Source organism: Mariniphaga anaerophila (genome assembly GCF_900129025.1).
In the GTDB taxonomy this organism is placed as follows: domain Bacteria; phylum Bacteroidota; class Bacteroidia; order Bacteroidales; family Prolixibacteraceae; genus Mariniphaga; species Mariniphaga anaerophila.
Map to the genome: position 1 here is coordinate 282,820 of NZ_FQUM01000005.1, position 19,822 is coordinate 302,641.

Sequence of the window (19,822 nt, forward strand, 5' to 3'; positions counted from 1 at the left end):
TCTATTTTCTAGCAAACAAGGTTCTTATCCTGTCCAAAATATCGTAAACACACGGAATAACCACCAGCGTTAAAAGGGTTGAAGTTACCAGCCCTCCGATAACTGCCAGCGCCATGGGCGACCGCAACGAAGCGCTTTCGCCAAACCCAAAAGTAAGCGGAAGCAGGGCAAGTACGGTAGTCAGGCTGGTCATAATAATTGGCCGGATACGTTGTTGTCCCGCTTGTAAAATGGCATCCTTTCTTGAATTTCCTTCCCGAATCAACTGGTTTATTCGATCCACCAGAATAATGGAGTTGTTTACGGCAATCCCGGCCAGCATAATTATTCCGATAAGCGCCATAATATTGAAGGTTTTTCCCAGGGCAAAAAAGATGAGAATGCTTCCTACCACTGCCAGCGGAATGGTAAGCAAAATGGTAAACGGATGAATAAGCGACTCGAATTGCGATGCCATTACCATGTAAACCAACACAATGGATAAAAGCAGTGCAAACCCCAGACTACTCATCGACTCCTGCCTTTTTTCTTCTTCGCCGGTAACAAATATTCGATAATTCGGGGGCAAATCAATAGCCGCTGTCTCCTGCCTGATTCTGCTGGCAAGATGATCCAGGGCAAGCCCTTTATCCATTTGTGCAGTGACCCGCCCGATGCGGTTCTGGTTTTTCCGCAATATTTCTTTGGGAGAAACGCCAAATGAAATGTCGGCAACTTCACTCAGCCTGAATACCTGGCTGCCGGAGTTAATCGTGAGGTCATAAATTTCGTTCAATCCCTTTTCCGGAACCTTAATGGTAATATCGCGCATCTCGCCTGCCTTCTCCATCTGCCCGGCATTTTTTCCTTCCAACTGATCCTGAATCTGGGTAATTACGGTATTAATATCCAGGTTGTACATTCCAGCCCTCATTCGGTCAACATGCACTTCCACCTCGGGTGCGCCTTCTTCCACAGATGTTTGAATGTTAAACAGTCCATCCACATTCGTCATTCGTTCTTTCACCTGATTCAGAATCACCTCAATTTCATCCAGCTCTTCGCCTCGTACTTCAACAACAACAGGCGCCTCTTCTGTTCCCAAAATGGATTTTAACGCACTTTGCTCTTCGGCATAACTGATTTCGAGGCCGGGAATATTCGCCGTAAGATTATCCATGGTTGCAATAACCTGACCGGTTGAGATGTTCGATTCGCCCGTCAGAATAACCCTTATTTGCGCAGTATTTTCGCCCTGAAAAACAGCAGAGGCATCGCCCAGAATGCTCGTGGACGGCCCTGAATGAGAATATATTCTATCCAGGTTTTCGCCCAGATATTCAGTAAGGATAGATTCAATATTTTTTACCGTTGATTCGGTACGAACCAGTTTTGTTCCCTCCTGCATTTTCAGGTTCATGGTAAATTCACGGGTTTCGGTTTTAGGCATAAATTCAGTTCCAATTAAAGGCACCAGCATAAACGAACCAATTACAATTAGTGTAGCCACAATTACAACCACCCATTTTATTTTCAAAATCTTATCAAGAAACCGGCTATACCCGCCCATTTTTACTGAGCTCTTTTTTGCAGGCGCCTTTTTGTTTTTATAAAAACGGTGATAAAGAGCCGGAATCACGAAAATTGCAACAAACAACGACGAGATCAGCGAAAACGCCACGGTCCATGCCTGATCTTTAAATAACTCTCCGGAGGCGCCATGCAGGTATACAATTGGCAAAAACACGACAATAGTGGTAAGCGTAGATGCCGTAATTGCTCCGCCAACTTCGGCCGTTCCGTTAATTGCCGCATCTTTAACACTCATTCCGTTTTCGTGGTTTCTGAAAATATTTTCGAGCACCACAATGGCGTTGTCAACCAGCATGCCGGCGCCAAGCGCCAACCCTCCCAATGTCATAATGTTAATGGTCAGGTCATTAAAATACATCAGATTGAAAGTGGCAATAATTGAAATAGGAATGGCGATGCTTACGATAAGCGTAGTTCCCAACCTCCGCAGGAAAAGAAACAACACGAAAACTGCAAGCAAAATTCCCAGAAGCGCCGTGTTTTGAACTTCGCCAATGGCGCTGCTGATAAAACGCCCCTGGTTGGTCACCTGCCGAAGTGTGTACCCCGGCAACGCCCTTTGAATATTCACCAACGCCTCGTTTATCTGGTCCACCGCTTTTACGGTGTTAAACTTGGTTTCTTTATAAACAGCAAGCCCAACACATCTTTCGCCGTTAAAGTGTACAATATTTGAAGGTTCTTTGTTTCCCATGGTAACAGAAGCCACATCGCGCAAAAAAACCGGAGCCATTTCTACCCTGGGGCGTTCCTCTGTTTGCGAGCGTACCGCTTTATAACCTACAATCAGGTTCTCAAAATCTTCGATGCTGTTTAATAACCGCACGCCTTTAACAATGTACTGCATCCCCATTTCGCTGATGCGCCCTCCCGAAACATTCCGGTTGAAATTCTGAATGCGCGAACTCACTTCATCGAGCGTGAGCCCCTGGGCTTCCAGCCGGTAATGATCGGTATTAATAATTACTTCGCTTTCTTCCTGTCCCGACAGTTCCACCTCTGCAACACCTTCTAAACGCACCAGCTCGTTTCGAATATAATTTTCAGCAACTTTCCGGATTTCATTCATGTCGGTAATTTCGTTGTGCGTAACCGCAATAAGCATTACCGGCGCAGTGTTGGGGTCGTGTTGTGTAATCCGCAGCTCATCTATTTCTGCATTTTGAGTAAGCGCATTCAGTGCTTTTTGCAGGTCAAGAAAAGCTTCGTCCATATCTTTATTCCAGGCGTACTCCACAGTTACCTGTGCCGAACCAACGCGGGTGATAGACGAAACCTGAGTTACATCAGACTGCCGGATGGCAAGCGCTTCAATATTCTCGACAAACTGCTTTTCCATTTCCTCCGGCGGCCGTTCGCCCGAGGTAATTTCCACAAAAATGCGGGGAGAATTTAAATCGGGAAAAAGGTCAACCCCCAGCTTGTCAAACGAAATGTAGCCGAGGAGAATCACTCCAAGCACTATCATCAGAATGGTAACCGGGTAATTAACTGAGAATTGGGTTAATTTCTTCATCGTAAAAAATTTCTAATAATTTTCCGGCAGGCCGCCTAGCGGATAATTCTAACTTTCGAATCGTCGCGGAGTGTTTCAAACCCTTTAATAATAAGCCTGTCGTTCACCGAAAGGCCTTCAATTACCTCAACAAAATCCTGGTTTTCTAGCCCGGTGGTAATCCGGCGGTCGTCGGCAGCACTGTTTCGCCCTACAATAAAAACGTATTTTCCACGGTTCCCCGAAAGTATTACGTCTTTGGGAATAACAATAGTACTGTCTTTCCGGGCAGTAATTACATCAGCTTTTACAAACATTCCCGGGCGCAATTTCAGGTCGGAATTATTGATGTCAATCCTTCCCGAAAATGTACGGGTTTCGGTGCTGATTGCCGGCGACATTTCGGTCACTTTTCCACGGAGAGTGTCTTCCGGAAGCGTGTAATTTGTAACCAGCACTTCCTGCCCCAACTGAAGCTCGCCAATATTTTTCTCGGGCAGGTTAATACTCATGTACATCTGGCTGTAACTCATTATAGTTGCCATTTGCGCCCCCGAAGCTATCCTTACCCCGTTGGTGTAATAAGGCAGTTCAACAATTACTCCCGAAAACGGCGCACTGACACTCATTTTTGCCATCTGAATTTGCGCATTTTCATAGTTGTACTGCGCGTTGGTTTTCGAAACTTCGGAGTTACGCAACTCGCGAAGTGTTACGCCGCCTTTTTCATACAATGATTTCTGCTTATCGTATTCCTGTTCCGAAATTTCAAGGTTCAGTTTCACGGCATCGATGGCAAGGTTGTTCACGTATTCCTCATTTTCGAACCGAATAATAGTTTGGCCTTTACTCACTCTGTCGCCCAGTTTAAACGGTCTGCCGGTTGCCGGATTGGTTTGCAGAAAATAGTCGCCTGCCATTTCCGAATTCAGCGTTACTTCAGAAGTTGCATTTACCGTTCCGGTAGTGCTTACAAACTGCTCGATACTTTGCAGCCTGATGTCTTCAACAGAAACGGGAACAGCCAGCTCGCTGCTCTCTGACTGGGTTTGCTGGTTGCAGGCAGCTAATGCAAATAAAATGATGAACGGGAAGAATTTAATATTTTTCATAGTGATACTGTTTTTTCCGAATTAGTTTTTTTGCTCTAAATATAAATCAGCCGGTATAATTGGTTCGTTCTTTTGAAAGTCGTAAAGGCTTTGAATTTTCAGATTTAACAACTCTATTTTATAATTGATGAGCGCCTGTGAATAGGCAATTTTTCGTTCCGAAAGCTGTGTCTGATACAGGTTGAGATCCATCCCGGTGAGGTCTCCGTTTTCGTAACGTTCCAGGTTAATTTCATAAGTAAGCTGTGCGTTGGTTTGGCTTTGCTCTGCAATTTGAATCTGGTTGAGCTGGTTTTGCAGATTACGGTAAGCCTGCCTTATTCCTATTATTATCTGGTTCTGCTCGTCGGTGTAATTTAGTTTTTGCGATTCTATGGCAGCTTCCTGCGCCGCAATTCGCGCTTTCTTTTCTCCCCAATCAAACAACGGAATGCTAAAACTCACTCCAACCGAAGGGCTGTTTGTTGGTGCGTCAAAAATCTGATTCAGGTTTTTATTATCGCCCGAAATACCCAGCCGAAGATTTACATCGCCCCTGAATTCGTTTAACGACCGGGTACGAATAAGTTCGAACTGACTCGACTCGATGTCGATTTCCCGCTGCCTCAACTCCATGCGCGAAGCCAAGCCGTTTTCAATTGCCTTTTCCATATCAATCGGCACAGGATTCATCGACACGTCGGCGAGGATAGAAAAGTCGGTGTACAAATCCATTCCCAAATAAAGCTTCAATTGATCTTTCGCATTTTCAAACGCCACTTCCCTGTCCTGTAGCGATGACTTTGCAGTTGCCAGGTTTAGCTCAGCCTGGTACAACTCTTCCATTGCCGCCAGGCCTGCATCTACTTTATTTTTTATGATTTCGTAGCTTTTCTGAGTGTTGTTCAGCTCTTCCTTTGCAATGTTCAGGTTCATCTGCGACATGTACACATTATAGAAATACTGCGTTACATTCTTTTCCATATTCAGGCGCTGCATAACATAACCCAGGTTTGCATTCTCGTAATTCAGCTCCAGCTCCTTCAACTCCAGCTTTTGCCGGTTATAGGTAAACAACGGCTGGTTAAAATTAAGGTACAGATTGTTGTAAAAAACCTGGCTCTCAATTTCGGTAACGTCTGAATTGCTGCTTTGCCAGCCAAACTCGTTGGTAAGAGAAATGGTTCCGTCGGTTAACAAAATGGGCTGCTCAACCCTGAACAACGCATTGGTCTGAAAATTTTCGTTGGTATACCACTGAGAAACCCTGTTATCGAAACGGCGGTTACGACTGAAATTTACAGGAGCCACATCGAGCGAAAAACGCGATTTAAGAGCCGCGCGCTGTGCTTCCAGGTTTTTCTGGAACCGCTCAAGATTTAACAACGATTGCTGCAAATCGGGGCTACTCGTTTCTGCAATCTGAAACGCCTTGTCGAGCGTAAGAATTTCCTGCGCCCCGACTCCCGAAACAAGCAAAAAAGCCAGTAATAACAAAAAAATTGGTTTCTGCATCGGATTCAATTTTTTATACAACTTCATATTCATGTGTTTCATTAATTTGTTACAATTTGACCAGCCTCACGGCATCGGCAAATACAATGCGCGCATCTGTTTTATTGGTTAATTCGATAAGTGCGGTATCGGGAGAGAAATAGTACGAACCAAGATGATTCCAGCCCTCATCTGCACTCTGAATCCCGAGCAATTGTTCTTCGGTTCCGTCGTCGCCGTGAATAAAAAACTGGTAGTCGCCTTTTTCTTCGTTTCCACCGCGTCCAAATCTTCGGGGTTTGTAAACGTGGTAATACACATCGTAATAACCTGCATCCTCAATGGGAACATTCCATTTGGCTTTCATGGAACCGTCTCCTCCTTTAATGTAGTATGCCGAGCGGACATACTCGCCAAAAAAGTCGGAATTAGTAGTGGCAGTCCAGTTTATAGGAGGACGCCAGTAGTTCATTCCCGAATATTTTTGAACACCTTCGGTATCTTTTGCCAGCCATTTCTCCAACAGGCTGATTTCTTCTGTTACGGTATATTCAAACTGAGGATCTTCGTTATCAACAATAATTTCGCCGGGCATCTGCTTTTGCACCGGGGTATCGGAAACAACCTCTCCTTCCACCGGAACAGCCTTAGGATCCTCTTTAACGTCGCGAAACCCTTCTGTAATCACCTGCGGAATATTTTTGGAAGTCATGGTGTTCACCATTACCATTCGCGGGTCGGTGTCAAACATGTAACTAACATCTTTGGTTTGTTGCGGCCCCAGGTAAACCAGCTTATTTTCCATGTCGTCGCCACCGGGCGGGCGTCCTCTTCCCGGGCCGCCACCTCCCATTCTGAAGCTTATTTTTACAATTCCTTCGGTATCGGAAAAGTTGGTTACTTTAAACGATATTTTGGTTTGCATCCGATCTCCTGTTTTTACTTTAACGGCCTCAATTGGCGAGAACAAAAAACCGGGAAGCGTTTTTGCCTTAAACCACTCATCCATCATTGGAATCAGTTCTATGTCAAACTTCTCTTTTATGGTCTGATCAAACTGTTCAAACGTGATATTTTTAAACCTGTACTCCATCAGTACTTTACGCAGAAACTCCTCAAATTCGTCTTGCCCGGCTGTCCATTGCACCATAGAAAACAGTACCTCACCTTTCAGTTTAATTACATTATCGATAATTTTTTTCTGTTTCGGATCGGCAAGAATTTCCTGGAAAGTGCTATCCTGCAAAGCGATATTTGCAAGTTCGTCGTCACTCATTCCCTGCATATTACGCATCCAGCCCGAACGCATGTCTGTCGACTGGCTCTTCAGGTACGCTTCGAAAATACGATTGGTAATGGCCCATTCGTCAGAAACAATATTATTCTGAAAATTGTACAGCATAGCAAAAGCAAAATACGGGTTGGGAACTTCTGAAACAGTAAAATTTCCGCGGTTATGCTGGAAGTCGGCCGATTGCTCCCGCGTAAAAATCCGCATAAAATCATACAGCAGCCTGATTTCCTTGTCCTTATCGGTCATATTATTGTCGCCGCGGCGACCCCAGCGTTCCATCCTTTTTTTGGAACCTTCAAAATCAGCTTCTCTCAACAAATACCCTTTTTCAGGAATCAGAATCTGTTCCGGCTGAATCAGCTCCTGCCTGCCCGACCAGATGCGTTCGTATGTTTTGAACTGCGCCGGCACTTCCACCAAAAAAAACCGGTTGAATGCATAATCCAGATTATAAGCCCGTTCGAAATCTCCCATTCGCTCATTTACCAACTGAGCCAGTGTATCTTTTGTTTCCGGAAACGATTCCGTAAAATAATCGTGCCCCTTAATGTGCCAGATTCCATATTCCAGACTATCTGTTTCAATATTTTTCTTTTCGTAATTACCAATGGCAAGCGAGAGCTGGGTGAGCGGAACCGAGTTTTTGAATGAAAATTCACCTTCGGCAGTTTTGGTAATTTCACCCTGAGATATTGCCTGAAGCCCGGGGCGGGTTTTTACATCGAGGCTAAACCGGACAAACTCCGGATGATTCCAGCTTACATCATCAGTACTGTACGTTACTCCGGAGCACGGATACCAGTTACTTTCGGGGGTGAGCAAAACATAATCAGGCGTTAAAAAGGCATACCTTTTATCTACATTCAGCACAAACTTCCCGTACTTTTCGGTACGTTCTTCTTCCGGAATATCCAAATAACAAAGCGTTTCATCTACTTTTCCCGAGTAGGTAATTTCTATGTCGGCTTTCTGTGCGGGCTGCAATAAAACATCTTCGCTTACGATGAGATGATTTTTCCGCTCAAACGGTATTTCCTGCCCATTCAGTTTAAAACTTTGTATCTGCAAACCTTCATTTAAGTTGAATATGAGTTTGTTCAGAGGCTCTGCATTATCGTTCTCAACTGTAATTTCTGATGTCGCCTCAATAAAACTCCCGTTGTGATTCAGTTTGATGGAGTGTTCCAACACCGCAGGCAGTTTTTCCTTTACGTAGATATTATTCAGGGCAATTGCTTCACTCCGCAGTTTATCGCTTGTTTTAAACTGATTGATGTGTTCGTAAGCAAAATAACCACCGGCACCGAAAAACAGCAGCGCAAAAATCAAGGAAAACCAAGTCATCCCTTCCGATTGCGGAAGCCGCTTCAACAGAAAAATCGTGAGGAAAATAAAACTCATGCCAAATGAAAAATATATTCCGCGGTGGATGAGTACTTTTTCGAGGTTTCCCATTCCTGCAATGTCCGAAATCAGCATGGGAATATTAAACGCCATGTAGTCGAAAATATAATAAAACCTGGCTTCGAGCAGAAAAAGTGTAATGCCAATGTACCCCAGAATAAGCACAAACGTAATGGCCTGGTTGCGGATAACGCTCATCAGGAAAAACGAAAGCCCCATAATAAAAACCAGCGTGGGAACACTAATAAGCACAAGATAAATTCCGTAGGATGCCCAGTTGATGGCCGTTTGCTGCGAAAGCATATTGAAAATAAGCGCCATGCCCACGACTGCAATATTCAGCACCAAAAACACCTGAAGGTTTCCCCAGGTTTTCCCGATTACATACTCGCCGTTAGTCATGGATCGCATGTAAATTACTTCAGTTGTATCGAGCTTTTTATCGCGCTTCAAAAAATCAGATGCCAGAAAAACAGCAATAATAGCCTGGGCTACATTTAATATAAGCAAGTTAAAATAAGGAATGGCTGCGGGAATACTCCTAACGGCCCATCCCTGGTCGCCTCCTCCCTCAATTATCATCCCGAAATTCAACCCGAAAAGAACCAGCAACGAGAGGATACTAAAAATACGAAAGAACCAGCTTCTCAGCAGTGTTTTTCGCTCGTACTTGGCAATAGAAAATATATTATGCAATGAAATCATTTTTCCAGGTTTTTGGTATTAAGAATTGGACCACTGATTTAGTTTGTTCTCCATAAAATGAACATAAGCATGTTCCAGATTGGGTTCGATCTGCCGCCCGTAGTACCCGTTTATTTCCGGGGCAACTACCTGTACTTCCCAACCTCCATCGGTTGGGATGGTTGAAATTACCGGGTACTTTTCGTTAATTTCCATGTACTCCGCTTCGGTGGCTGAAATGAGCCAGACATTTCCTTCTGCCTTTTTTATAAGTTCTTCGGGCGAGCCGGCAAAAGCGAGTTCCCCTTTATTTAATAACGCCATATCGTCACAAGTACTGGAAATATCGCCCACAATATGAGTTGACAAAATAATAATAACATCGCGGGTACTAATATTGGAGAGCAAATTCCTGAACCGGATGCGTTCTTCGGGATCGAGGCCGGTGGTAGGTTCGTCTACAATAATAATTTTGGGATTATTAATAAGCGCCTGGGCAATGCCGAGCCGCCGCTTCATTCCTCCTGAAAGTTTATTGGCATTACGGTCGCGGGCCTCAAACAGGCCAACTTCCTCAAGCATCTGTTCAACTGCCGATTTACGGGCAGCACTGTTTTTCATCCCGGCCAGCCGCGCCGCATAATCGAGAAATTCGTAGGTTTTCAATTTCGAAAAAAAACTAAAATCCTGAGGAAGGTACCCAAGCATGGCCCTTATTTCCCGCCGGTTTTTAGCCAAATCAAGGTCATTTACCAAAACACGTCCGCTCGAAGGTTTCATCAGAGTAACAAGAATTCGCATCAGCGTTGACTTTCCTGCCCCGTTTGGCCCAAGCAATCCGAACATGCCGTTAGGAATTTCCAGATTTAGATTTTTTAAAGCGTAGTTTCCGTTTCGATAAACTTTGTTCAGGTTTTCGATTTTTATTTGCACTATTTTTCCTCCAGATAAATTAACAATGAGTTGGACTTGAACACTTGGAAATAGTTTAAATATAACCGGTTTAAAATTATTTTTTTGTAAACACGGAAAAAATCATCGGAAAATTATCTTCAAAACAACAAAAAGGCCCCGTAATCACGGAGCCTCTTCACATCTATTTCAACACTCAATCTTCTTACTTTTTCACAATAAACTCATAATCATTATTATTATTGCTCAGAACAACTTCGTAAGTTCCTTTTTCGAGCTTCGACAAATCCAGTGCTTTCTGAATAAACACTTCTTTACCTAGTTTTTTACCGGTAACAAACTTTCCGTCGCGGTAAATATTCAGAAAAACATTTTTCTGAAAGTTATTCAGATAAGAAACCTTTAGCAAATTGTCTTCAAAAGCATAATACGGACAATAAGCCCTGGTTTCGCTACCCACAGCGAGGTGGGTGTCCGAAATAGTAATTTCCCGGGCAAGCCTGCAGTTTCCGTGACACAGACAAACCTTATAGTTTCCATTTTCCAAAAACTTCAGGTCGAAAACCGTCCGAAACTCCTGTACCGGAGAGTCAGACTTTTTCGAAAAAAGAATCTCGCCCCGGTCATTTTTTATTAATAATTCGAAGTTTGCCGGCGACAACGTTTCAAAAGCTATCAGCGCTTTATCATCCTGAACAGGAATTACATTCATTGCAGGGAGCTGAACGGCAAATGCTGTTGCAACAACAAACATTGCCAAAATTGTTAATAGTAAGTTCTTTGTTTTCATGACATTCTGTTTTGTTTTCATTGTACTGATAAGACTCCTAAAGTCCTCATACAGTTACACAAAACAGAAGAATGTCGACGAAAACAACCTACCAGGGGGTGAACGTCTCTCAAGAAAAGACGAACGTAATTATGCTACTAAAAGTACTATTTTACTATATAGCCGACTCAAATTGCTTCAGGAAACGAATATCATTTTCGAAAAAATGGCGAATGTCTTTAATGCCGTAACGCAACATGGTAATACGCTCGATTCCCATACCAAATGCGAAACCGGTGTATTTCTGGCTGTCTATTTTGCAGGATTCCAGCACATTCGGATCAACCATTCCACATCCCAAAATTTCGAGCCAACCGGTGTACTTACAAACGTTACATCCTTTTCCTCCGCAAATAGAGCAGCTTACATCCATTTCGGCGCTGGGCTCGGTAAACGGAAAGTAGCTGGGACGCAAACGAATTTTGGTATTTTCGCCAAACAGCTCTTTTGAAAAGTACAACAACGTTTGTTTCAGGTCGGCAAACGACACGTTTTCATCCACATACAATCCTTCAATCTGATGGAAAATACAGTGAGAACGAGCCGAAATTGCTTCGTTTCGAAAAACCCTTCCGGGAAAAATGGAACGAATAGGCGGCTGGGTATGTTCCATTACGCGAGTTTGAACGCTGGAAGTATGAGTACGCAGCAACACATCAGGATCCTTTTCAATGAAGAAAGTATCCTGCATATCGCGGGCCGGGTGTTCCGGCGGAAAATTCAATGCTGAAAAAACGTGCCAGTCATCTTCAATTTCAGGGCCTTCGGCTACTGTAAAACCAAGCCTTCCAAAAATGCTGATGATTTCGTTTTTCACCAGAGACAGCGGATGCCGTGAACCAAGTTTCAACGGCTCTCCGGGCATTGTTAAGTCAGTCCCGGCATCTTCAGAGCCCTTTGTTTCAAATGAATCACGCAGCGTGTTGATTTTCTCCAAAGCACAGTTCTTTAACTCGTTCAATGCTTTGCCTACTTCTTTCTTTTGCTCGTTGGGTACATTTTTAAAATCAGCAAAAAGTTGATTCACTTTTCCCTTTTTACTAATATACTTTATACGCAACGCTTCCACTTCGTCGATTGACGATGCTGTTGCTGTTTCAATTTCCTGCTGCAAAGCACTGATTTTATCTAACATGGCGTTTCAACCTTTAAATGAAGGTGCAAAGATAATAGTTTCCGCAAAAAAAAGCGGCACCTTTTTCGAAGATGCCGCCGGGAATTAAAAAGCCAACGAAGCTTGATGGCTGAATCTATATAGTACTAACTGAACGGTCTTATGTTTATTTCTTGGCTTTAAGACAACGAATTAGAAATTGCAAAGAATATGCCAAAAGCCGCGGTCACAATATGCCGTTCAGCAGGTTATAGAAAAATTATTAAAACCCGGCAATGGTATGTTTTAAAAGGCGAATTACGTTTTTTACGTTTTGATTAAATACCCTTAAAACTTCTTCCCATGTAACAGGCGCTTCATCAGTTTTCCAGCAGTCGTAATCGGTACTCAAAGCAACGGCTGCGTAAGGAATCTGCATTTCGTTGGCAAGGATACATTCCGGCGCTACCGACATATTAATAATGTCTGCTCCCCACATTCTGAACATATTTGATTCTGCCCGGGTTGAAAAACGTGGCCCTTCAATGGTGATAACCGTTCCTTTATGATGAAAAGCCAAATTCAATTCGCCGGCAGTATCAATCAGTTTTTGACGCAGATTTTTGTCAAAAGGATCAGACATGGGACAATGTTGCAGATTCCCAGCTTCAAAACGTTCAAAAAAAGTAATCTCTCGATGGCGTGTAAAATCAATAAACTGATCGGGAATCACCAAATCACCCCGCTCTATTTCCCCGCGCAAACTTCCGCAGGCAGTGGTAGCCAAAATATGAGAACACCCCAATTCTTTAATTGCCCAAATGTTGGCCCGGCTATTAACCTGTGACGGAGGAATGCCATGATCCCTTCCGTGCCTTGAAAGAATGGCCACTTCAACTCCTTCAATCCGGCCTGTTTTAAAGGACGAAGATGGATTTCCGTAAGGAGTTTCAACTTCGGTTTCGCCTGGATTTTTCAAAATGTCCGGGTCTTCGAGGCCCGAACCGCCAATGATTGCTATTTTCATTTGTATCAAGTTACTATTTTCTAAAGAGTTTGTTGGTAACACTCAAATGCCTCAAACTTCCATTGTGTAAAAAAGGAAATCAGGGGGCAAACCAAATTTATTGTTTGTTTCCTTCAGGGAAAAGCTGCAAAATGCTCTCTTCGTTTGCACGGCAGATTCCCCGTTCGGTAATCAGTCCGGTTACCAGCCTGGCAGGCGTAACATCAAAACCAAAATTAGCTGCCCGACTTTTCTCCGGCGTTAACCTCACAGGCTGTATCGATTCTCCGTTCCACCCTTCAATTAATGTCACCTCGTCAGGATCTCGCTCTTCAATCGGGATCTCCAGAACACCATTTTTCAGTTGCCAGTCGAATGTTGACGAAGGAAGCGCCACATAAAACGGGACGCCGTTGTCTTTAGCAGCGAGTGCTTTAAGGTAAGTTCCTATTTTGTTTGCAACATCTCCGGTAACCGTGGTTCGGTCGCTGCCCACAATTACCAAATCTACCATGTTATGCTGCATTAAATGGCCGCCTGTATTATCGGCAATTACCGTGTGGGGTACTCCCTCCTCGCCCAGCTCAAAAGCAGTTAACCGCGCGCCCTGGTTCCGTGGCCGGGTTTCGTCGGCCCAAACGTGCACCGGAATTCCTTTGTGATGCGCTTTATAAACCGGAGCCGTTGCTGTTCCCCAGTCGATGCAGGCCAGCCAGCCGGCGTTGCAATGCGTGAGAATATTCACCGGTGCCTGCTTCCTTTCATACATGTCTTCAATGAGCTTCAATCCAAACTCACCAATCTTTTCACTAAATTCGATTTCCCGAACTTTCAACTCGGTGGCTTTCTTCAACGAAATTTCTTTCAACCGGGGATGCCCGATGTTCAGTTTCATAAACTTCAGCATCTCATCTACGGCAAAAGCAAGGTTAACCGCAGTTGGGCGGGCTGTTTTTAAATAGGTAGCTTTTTCGTCGAGGTATTCTTCCAAACTGCTTCCCCTAAAATTTAACAATGCCAGGTACATGCCGTAAGCAGCCGTTACTCCAATGAGTGGGGCTCCGCGGACTGCCATGTCGCGAATGGCACAAAAACAATCTTCGGGCGTTTTCAAATCGAGAATTTCAAAAACAAAAGGAAGTTTTCTCTGATCAATGACCTGAACGACTGAAGAATCCGCTTCATTCAGCCAAATGGTGTGGTATGGTTTTCCGTTAATTTGCATTCAAATGAAAGCAAAAATAATATTTATATTCGTGGGCTTAAAGCAAAAAGATGAAACCAAATCTCTCAAATATAAAAAACATTGTATTCGACCTGGGAAAAGTGCTGCTGAATCTTGATTTCAATGCATCCATCGGCGCTTTTACAGAACTTGGATTAAATGCCGAAGTTGTTAACAACAAGCAAGCATACAGTGACCCGATTTTTTATGCGCTGGAAACCGGACAAACTACTCCCGAAAAATTCAGAAACAGAATCCGGCAGGTATTGAAAAAACCAAGTCTTACCGATCTGCAAATTGATCAGGCATGGTGTGCCATGCTGCTCGATATTCCTTCTGAAAGGGTTCAGCTGTTGCAGCAACTGGGAAAACAATACAATGTATATCTGTTTAGTAACACCAACGAAATTCACATCAGTTATTTGCACAAAAACTTTTTCGATACATACCACATTGAATTTCCTTCGCTTTTCGTGAAAGACTTTTACTCGCACGAAATTCATGATCGCAAACCGGAATTAAGTTCTTTCCAGAAGGTGATTAAACTTGCCGGAATTATTCCTTCAGAAACACTGTTTGTTGACGATTTGAAAGAGAACATTGCAGGAGCTGAAAAAGCAGGACTGAAAACTTTGTGGCTGGAAGAAGGGATGGAGGTTTCAGAACTGTTTTAGTTCAAAATCCGGACTCTCTTCAGCCTGATATTTTCGAGAGGCCGCCATTGCCTGTCGGTTTCTACCTGCACAATTTGATCTGCCACTTCCATTCCAGAAATCACTTCGCCAAAAACAGTATATGTACCGTCGAGATGCGGGGCTCCGCCGATGGTTTTATATGCCTGACGCTGTTCGGAAGAAAATTTATAGCCGTTTTCCTCTTCAATTTCATCGAGTTCTTTATCGAAATACTTTCGGCCGGTTACAATGTAAAACTGCGAACCGTCTGAGCGGCGACGCTGGTTTTGGGTGTCCGGTTTCCTGGGCGAACCAATCATCCCCCGCTTATGATAAAGCCCCGGAACAATATGGGCAGGCAACGTGTATCCCGGGCCTTTCCACCCGACCAAATCACCTTCTTCGGCGTAGCGGGTGTCTGCAGCTCCGGTTTGAATGCCAAAGTTTGAAATTACCCGGTGAATCAGCAGGCTGTCGTAATAATTTTCCTTTACCAAACGAATAAAGTTATCGCGGTATTCCGGCGTTTGGTTGAACAACCTGATTGTAATATCTCCCATATCGGTCTCCAGCACCAACCCCTTTATTTTCCGGTTTGCAGCAGCTACCTCTTCGTTTGAAAAAGAACGAAGCGACTCCAATGTTTTAACCGGCTCGTCCTGTTTTTCGAGCAGACGCACAATATATATGGAAGGAATTGCAAAGCTCTGCATTTCGTAACTTACCACATCAGAAAAAGCAATACCAATGGCTTGCCTGTTCGAAACAAAAACAGGAGCACCAAAAGTTGATTTTCGAATCCGGTTGGTAATTCGATAAAGTTTTGTGCCCTGAACCGTGGTCATGTTCAGCATTTGACCGGTAAATAGTTGCAGCGTTTTTCCGGACGAAGCTGAAAGGTACATTGTTTTTGCCGTGTTGGGCGCTGTTCCCTGGAAAAGCTCAACAGGCGCACGTTCCATGCTGTCAACCTTAAGCAGAATAATATCATTTATACGATCAACGGCCACATACTTGCTGCACTTAAATTTCTCATCAGAATCAAGAGGAGAGAAAACGATATTGTCGGCTTTATTTACAAGAGAGTACCTGGTCGCAATCAAATTTTTAGTAACAAAAAAACCTTGGCCCGACTCTAGAATCCGCGTTCCGTCAAACGAGTCGAAAGTAACCACCGACTGCCTGAGTTCTTCCCAGCCAGCTTCGGGTGCCCGGGCTTCAGTTTTTTTCGGCTCGGGTTCTTTTTGATTTTCACCGGTTCCTCGTTCTTTGTTTTTACACGAAAAAAGCAGGGGCACCAGCAAAAACGCGACAACAAAAGTTCTCATTTTAATAATTCAAAACTGTTACAGTTATTTTTACGTCGGTAAAAGGACGATCATTCTCATCGGTTTTAAGGGCGGCAATTTTATCAATGGTTTCCAGCCCCGAAATACACTCACCGAAAACGGTGTACTTTCCGTCTAAATCGGGGTAGCCGCCCACAGTAGCGTATGCTTTGCGCTGGTCTTCGGAAAACTCCAGAACATCTGTTTGCAGGTTGTAATCGGTTTCTATTTGCTGCCGTATCTGACTGGCAAGTTCCCGAAACTCTTCCACTTTCTTTTCTTCTTTCAACTCTTTCAACTGAGCTCGAGCTTCGTCGTTCAGGTACTTATTTACAATTCGGTTCCGGATAGGCCGGTTCACAGCCAGCTCCATGGTATCCAGTTGCCCGGAAGTGTAAACACTGCCCTTTACAACGTAAAATTGTGAGATGTCAGATTGCTGCCACGGATTAACCTCGTCGGGCTGGCGCGGAGCACAAAGTGCCCCTTTTTTATGAAAGTGGTGCGGCAAAATTTCATCATCAACAGTTTTATCCGGATCGCCGTAGCCTATCCGTTTTCCGGGAGCTGCATTCTTCGAACTTTTAGAACCTCCCTGAATCAAGAAATCCTGAATAACCCGGTAAAACAATGTTTCGTTATAGTAACCTTCCTCTGTCAATTGCAAAAAGGCATCGCGATGCTTGGGCGTATCGTCATACAAAACAAAAACCATATCGCCCAAATTGGTGGAAATGCGCACTTTCTTCTGCTGGGCAGAGGCATTCAGCGAAAAAACAAAAACTATAAGTGTAACTATACCTGCTCTAATCATTCTACTATTTTATCGTTTCAATCTTCATTTTCACATCTTGCAGCGGCCGATTGTTTTTATCGGTTTTTACTGCGGCAATTTTGTCAACAACATCCATTCCTTCAACCACCTCGCCAAAAACAGTGTAGTCGCCATCGAGAGAAGGATACCCGCCAACTGTAGAGTATATTTTCCGCTGCTCTTCTGTAAATTTAAAGCCAAGTCCACGGGCTTCAATTAAACTGTCAACTTCAACTCTTATTTCAGCAACCCTGCTATTAAAACCGTCCCTGTCGTTATTGGTTCTATATTGCTCTATCTCTTCCTGGGCGGCGGTCAGTTTCTCTCGCATCATTTCCTGTGCCAGCTGCTGGTTCTTCATTATTTCCAGAGTGTCAAGCGCTCCTTCAGAAAAAACTTTTCCCTGTACAATATAAAATTGCGAAGAACTGGATCGCTTTTCAGGATTTGACGGGCCGCCTCGGCGAGCAGCTGCAACTGCTCCGCGTTTGTGGTAATACCCGGGAAGAATCTCGGCAGGCAGCGTGTAATCCAAAGAACCGCCTCCCAATTGTTTTCCGGGCTCGGCATTTTTTGATTCGGGATCCCCACCCTGAATCATAAAATTCTGAATAACCCGATGAAAAAGCAATCCGTTGTAAAAATCTTCTTCAACAAGCTTTTCTATATTCTTTTTATGTTCTTTCGTTTCGTCGTACAGCTTAATTTTCATGTCTCCATATTCCGTTTTAATCAATATTTGAGCCTCTTCGTTTTGCGGTTTTGCATTTCCGCACGACAGCGTTCCCATCAAAAAAAATGCGAACACAAAAATTCCCAGTTTACTCATCACATTCAACTTTTGTTAACTGATATTAAAAATTTCCGTAAATATAACAAGATGACAAAAAACTTTATTCTCTTTACGGCCTTTCCTGACCCGGAAAATCAGGAACAACACTATAAAACACAATGGAGCACATACAAATTGACTCAAAATTACGGCTTGAAACAATAAAACTCTCTATGGCAAAAATCGTTTTTGATGCCATTGATCAGAACCGGAATTTTCTGAAAGAGTGGCTGCCATTTATTGAAGAGACACAACAAATAGAACACACAAAGGAATTTATTGCAGGAATAGTTTCGCAGCAGGGTAAGAAAAGAGACGAAGTTTTTACCATCTGGTACAACCAGGAGTTTGCCGGACTCATCGGGTTGAAAGATACCGACTGGGTGAACCACAAAACAGAACTGGGCTATTGGCTGATACCCAAAATGCAGGGGAAAGGAATAATTACCAACGCTGTAAACAAGCTGACAAAAATCGCTTTCACAAAACTGGGAATGAACCGGGTTCAAATAAAAGTAGCCTGCGGAAATGCCAAAAGCGCTGCAATTCCCAAACGGTTGAATTTTAGTTACGAAGGAACTGAACGACAGGGAGAATTCCACCACGGAAAGTATATGGATTTAGAAATTTACAGCTGCCTGAGAGAAGACTTTTTCGTGTAAACAAATGCTCAAAAAAAGCCTTATTCAACTGTCTATTAATCTCTTAAAAATGAATTTATCGTTAATCTCTATTCATAAAAATTTGATATTCGAAGAAACTTCATATATTTGACCCGTTAATTCGTTTATTCGGTTTTTTAATTAAATACTACAACAGTATTTCTCGATTACAAAAACTATGGAAGAAAATAAAATTAGAAGAAATCTTTACCGCGTTTTGAGAAAAACGGGGGTACAAAAAAACGACATTCAACTGGAAGCTTCATATCATAACGATTTGAACTTTGACTCGGTTGACTGGAAAATTTTCACTTTCTACCTGGAGGGTATTTTTGACATATCAGTTCGTGACGAAGAGTTACTGAACCTGGGTAGTGTAAACGACACCGTAAAATTTTTAAAACATACGGCATAGCTTTTATTTGGTGATTATTTATTACAAAATAGGAAGAGGGCAAGAACCATTTGCTCTCTTTTTTTGTTCACTCATTTAATTGTAATTTTAGAACAAATTTTAATTTATATCAAATGGAATCGTTGAATACACTTTGGGAAAAACTTCATGATGCTGTTATGATGTTTGGCCCGCGCCTGGTTGGCGCAATTATCACACTTATTATCGGCTGGTGGCTCATCAAAATCATCCAGCGGAGTGTAAGAAAAGCTTTTGAGAAAAGAGAAATGGAACCTTCGCTCAGAGGTTTTTTGAACAGCATGATCGGAATTCTGCTAAAAACACTGCTTATAATAAGCGTTGTTGGAATGGCAGGTGTGGAAATGACATCGTTTATTGCAATTTTAGGTGCTGCCGGTCTTGCCGTTGGAATGGCGCTTTCGGGCACACTGCAAAATTTTGCAGGCGGTGTTATTATTTTGCTTTTCAAACCTTTTAAATCTGGCGACTTTATTGAAGCGCAAGGACATTCTGGTTCGGTTAGTGAAATACAAATTTTCAACACCATTCTGAAAACTCCCGACAACAAAACAATCATTATTCCGAACGGTGGTCTTTCAACCGGCTCAATGATCAATTACAGCACTGAGCCTCAAAGAAGGGTAGATTTTGTTTTCGGAATTGGTTATGGTGACGACGTTGATAAGGCAAAAGCAGTTATTCAGAAATTAATTGACGGCGACAACCGTATTCTGAAAGACCCTGCACCTTTTATTGCAGTTAGCGAACTGGCCGACAGCTCGGTTAATCTTGTTGTTCGCGTTTGGGCCGAAGCTTCAAATTATTGGGGCATTTATTTTGACATGCACGAAAAGGTTTACAAATCATTCGATAAAGAAGGCCTGAATATTCCGTTCCCACAAATGGATGTTCACGTTCACAAATAAAAACTACAGCATTCAAACAAAAAAAGGATGGTTTCAGAATTACAGAAACCATCCTTTTTTTATAGACGATAC

The 19,822-nt window shown here is 43.1% G+C and carries 16 protein-coding genes; 4 read left to right on the top strand and 12 right to left on the bottom strand.

Features of this window, described 5'->3' with window-relative positions; all coding sequences use genetic code 11:
- Position 1: 1 nt before the first annotated feature.
- The 9 genes from BUB08_RS12155 to mtnA all read right to left on the bottom strand — a co-directional run bounded on the left by BUB08_RS12155 (position 2) and on the right by mtnA (position 14,099).
- Complete coding sequence (locus BUB08_RS12155) at positions 2–3,088, bottom strand: efflux RND transporter permease subunit (RefSeq protein ID WP_073002133.1); 3,087 nt, start codon at positions 3,086–3,088, stop codon at positions 2–4.
- A 35-nt stretch (positions 3,089–3,123) separates the two neighbouring features.
- Positions 3,124–4,179: an efflux RND transporter periplasmic adaptor subunit gene (locus BUB08_RS12160; protein WP_073002135.1), complete on the bottom strand. Its 1,056-nt coding sequence runs from the start codon at positions 4,177–4,179 to the stop codon at positions 3,124–3,126.
- 21 nt (positions 4,180–4,200) lie between these two features.
- On the bottom strand, positions 4,201–5,673 hold the full coding sequence (locus tag BUB08_RS12165) for a TolC family protein (RefSeq protein WP_073002280.1): 1,473 nt from the start codon (positions 5,671–5,673) through the stop codon (positions 4,201–4,203).
- A 49-nt stretch (positions 5,674–5,722) separates the two neighbouring features.
- Complete coding sequence (locus tag BUB08_RS12170; RefSeq protein ID WP_073002137.1) at positions 5,723–9,055, bottom strand: golvesin C-terminal-like domain-containing protein; 3,333 nt, start codon at positions 9,053–9,055, stop codon at positions 5,723–5,725.
- A gap of 18 nt (positions 9,056–9,073) precedes the next feature.
- A complete protein-coding gene (locus BUB08_RS12175) occupies positions 9,074–9,967 on the bottom strand; it encodes an ABC transporter ATP-binding protein (protein ID WP_073002139.1) in 894 nt (297 codons plus the stop codon).
- A 184-nt stretch (positions 9,968–10,151) separates the two neighbouring features.
- Positions 10,152–10,736: a hypothetical protein gene (locus BUB08_RS12180; protein ID WP_139249690.1), complete on the bottom strand. Its 585-nt coding sequence runs from the start codon at positions 10,734–10,736 to the stop codon at positions 10,152–10,154.
- Positions 10,737–10,890: 154 nt separating this feature from the next.
- Positions 10,891–11,910 carry a phenylalanine--tRNA ligase subunit alpha gene (pheS, locus tag BUB08_RS12185; RefSeq protein ID WP_073002143.1) on the bottom strand — a complete coding sequence of 340 codons (1,020 nt, stop codon included), beginning with the start codon at positions 11,908–11,910 and terminating at the stop codon, positions 10,891–10,893.
- A 241-nt stretch (positions 11,911–12,151) separates the two neighbouring features.
- Positions 12,152–12,895: an S-methyl-5'-thioadenosine phosphorylase gene (mtnP, locus tag BUB08_RS12190; RefSeq protein ID WP_073002145.1), complete on the bottom strand. Its 744-nt coding sequence runs from the start codon at positions 12,893–12,895 to the stop codon at positions 12,152–12,154.
- Between the two features lie 97 nt (positions 12,896–12,992).
- Positions 12,993–14,099, bottom strand: a complete 1,107-nt coding sequence (mtnA, locus tag BUB08_RS12195; protein ID WP_073002147.1) for an S-methyl-5-thioribose-1-phosphate isomerase — start codon at positions 14,097–14,099, stop codon at positions 12,993–12,995.
- Between the two features lie 50 nt (positions 14,100–14,149).
- Here mtnA and BUB08_RS12200 point away from each other — a divergent pair, with 50 nt between their 5' ends.
- On the top strand, positions 14,150–14,773 hold the full coding sequence (locus BUB08_RS12200) for an HAD family hydrolase (RefSeq protein WP_073002148.1): 624 nt from the start codon (positions 14,150–14,152) through the stop codon (positions 14,771–14,773).
- On the opposite strand, the gene BUB08_RS20085 is transcribed toward BUB08_RS12200, so the two are convergent.
- The 3 genes from BUB08_RS20085 to BUB08_RS12215 are packed head-to-tail and all read right to left on the bottom strand — an operon-like array spanning position 14,770 to position 17,744.
- Entirely contained in the window at positions 14,770–16,101 is a 1,332-nt protein-coding gene (locus BUB08_RS20085; RefSeq protein WP_083570743.1) for a peptidylprolyl isomerase, read from the bottom strand. The two genes, BUB08_RS12200 and BUB08_RS20085, sit on opposite strands and share 4 nt — an antisense overlap.
- Position 16,102: 1 nt before the next feature.
- On the bottom strand, positions 16,103–16,915 hold the full coding sequence (locus BUB08_RS12210) for a peptidylprolyl isomerase (RefSeq protein WP_073002149.1): 813 nt from the start codon (positions 16,913–16,915) through the stop codon (positions 16,103–16,105).
- Between the two features lie 4 nt (positions 16,916–16,919).
- A complete protein-coding gene (locus tag BUB08_RS12215) occupies positions 16,920–17,744 on the bottom strand; it encodes a peptidylprolyl isomerase (protein ID WP_073002150.1) in 825 nt (274 codons plus the stop codon).
- A 122-nt stretch (positions 17,745–17,866) separates the two neighbouring features.
- On the opposite strand from BUB08_RS12215, the gene BUB08_RS12220 reads away from it, so the two are divergent.
- The 3 genes from BUB08_RS12220 to BUB08_RS12230 all read left to right on the top strand — a co-directional run bounded on the left by BUB08_RS12220 (position 17,867) and on the right by BUB08_RS12230 (position 19,750).
- Positions 17,867–18,409, top strand: coding sequence for a GNAT family N-acetyltransferase (locus BUB08_RS12220; RefSeq protein WP_073002151.1), 543 nt, complete (start codon positions 17,867–17,869; stop codon positions 18,407–18,409).
- 178 nt (positions 18,410–18,587) lie between these two features.
- Complete coding sequence (locus BUB08_RS12225; protein WP_073002152.1) at positions 18,588–18,824, top strand: phosphopantetheine-binding protein; 237 nt, start codon at positions 18,588–18,590, stop codon at positions 18,822–18,824.
- Positions 18,825–18,937: 113 nt separating this feature from the next.
- Positions 18,938–19,750: a mechanosensitive ion channel family protein gene (locus tag BUB08_RS12230; protein WP_073002153.1), complete on the top strand. Its 813-nt coding sequence runs from the start codon at positions 18,938–18,940 to the stop codon at positions 19,748–19,750.
- The last annotated feature ends 72 nt before the right edge of the window (positions 19,751–19,822 follow it).